General features: G+C 74.9%; 1 protein-coding gene and 1 pseudogene. One reads left to right on the forward strand and one right to left on the reverse strand.

The window, feature by feature from the left end:
* Positions 1 to 95 precede the first annotated feature (95 nt).
* The gene (locus tag O3Q52_RS53060; protein WP_269655545.1) at positions 96 to 953 is read left to right on the forward strand and encodes an SGNH/GDSL hydrolase family protein; all 858 of its coding nucleotides are present in this window, start codon (positions 96 to 98) and stop codon (positions 951 to 953) included.
* Positions 954 to 1067: 114 nt separating this feature from the next.
* Here the strand turns inward: O3Q52_RS53060 and O3Q52_RS53065 are convergent.
* Positions 1068 to 1386: pseudogene (locus tag O3Q52_RS53065) on the reverse strand (allophanate hydrolase subunit 2 family protein); the annotation flags it as partial.

Genomic DNA, 1386 nt, shown 5'->3' on the forward strand with positions numbered 1-1386 from the left:
GCGTTCCTCGCCGCCCATGACGCCGAGGTCCGCGTGGGGCGGCCCGAGGCGCCCGCGACGGCCCCCACCGTGGAACGGGCTCGGGAGGGCGTCGCATGAGACCCCTGCGGTTCGTGGCGCTCGGCGACTCCCTGACCGAAGGGGTGGGCGATCCCATGGGCGAGGAGTGGCGCGGCTGGGCCGCGCTGCTCGCCGCCGGGCTCGCACCGGCCGGCGCGCCCGTGGAGTTCGTCAACCTCGCGGTCAGCGGCGCCCAGACGCGTGACGTCCTGGAACGCCAGACCCCGGCCGCGCTGGCCGAGCGGCCGGACATCGCCTCGGTCGTCATCGGCGTCAACGACACCCTGCGGTGCACCTTCGACATCCACGCCGTCGCCGAACGGCTCGACGAGGTGTACGCCGCGTTCACCGGGCAGGGCGCGATCCTGCTCACCGCCTGTCTGCCCGACCCGGGCGCGATGCTGGGGCTGCCCGGGGCGCTGGCCCGCCCGCTGGCACGGCGTCAGCGGGCCGTGAATGCGGTCGTGCACGCGCTGTCCGAGCGGTACGGGGCGGTGCATCTGCATGCCGCGGAGGGCGACTGGGTCACCGACCGGGCCATGTGGAGCTCGGACCGGCTGCACCCGGGGGAGCGGGGGCATCGGCAGCTCGCGCTGCACTTCCACGCGCTGCTCGCCGAGGCGGGCACCGCCACGGGTGCCGCGCCTTCCGCCGAGCCCGAGTTCCCCGACCCCACGCGGTCGGCCAGCCTGTGGTGGCTGGCCACCGCCGGGACCGGATGGGTGGCTCGCCGGTGCACCGACCTGTTGCCCCAACTCCTCAGCCTGGCCGCGTCCGAGGTACGTCATCGGGCGCGGGGGACGAGCGCACGGCTCGATCTCAGTGCGTCCCATGCGGTGGCGGCGGCGTTGGCCGCGTTGTCCGTGAGCGGTGAGCAGCCCGACGTCGCGTAGCGCTCCGCTGGCTGGGCCGATGCTTGGCTGCCGGTCCGTTGTGGCTGGTCGCGCAGTTCCCCGCGCCCCTAAAGGGCGCGGCAGCGCGGCGACCTCACTGAAGCTGCACGGACGTCAGCGGCGGCGTACCGGCACGAATCGCACCGGCGTGCCCGGGACCGCCTGGGCCGTGGCGGGGAGGTCGTCGGGGCGGACGACTGCGATCACCGGGTAGCCACCGGTGGTCGGGTGGTCGGCGAGGAAGACCACGGGGCGGCCGTCCGGGGGGACCTGGATCGCGCCGAGGACCATGCCCTCGCTGGGGAGTTCACCGGGTCGGGCCCGCTCCAGTGCGGGACCCTCCGTGCGGAGGCCGATGCGGTTGCTCGCCGAGGAGACCCGGTAGGGGTGCGTGGTGAGGGTGCGGATCGCTGCCGTCGTGAACCAGTCGTCG

The organism is Streptomyces sp. ActVer, assembly GCF_027270795.1.
GTDB classification, from domain to species: domain Bacteria; phylum Actinomycetota; class Actinomycetes; order Streptomycetales; family Streptomycetaceae; genus Streptomyces; species Streptomyces umbrinus_A.

Bases quoted from the DNA above. Each gene is read 5' to 3' on its own strand.
- O3Q52_RS53060 (WP_269655545.1), top strand. From the start codon at position 96: ATGAGACCCCTGCGGTTCGTGGCGCTCGGCGACTCCCTGACCGAAGGG.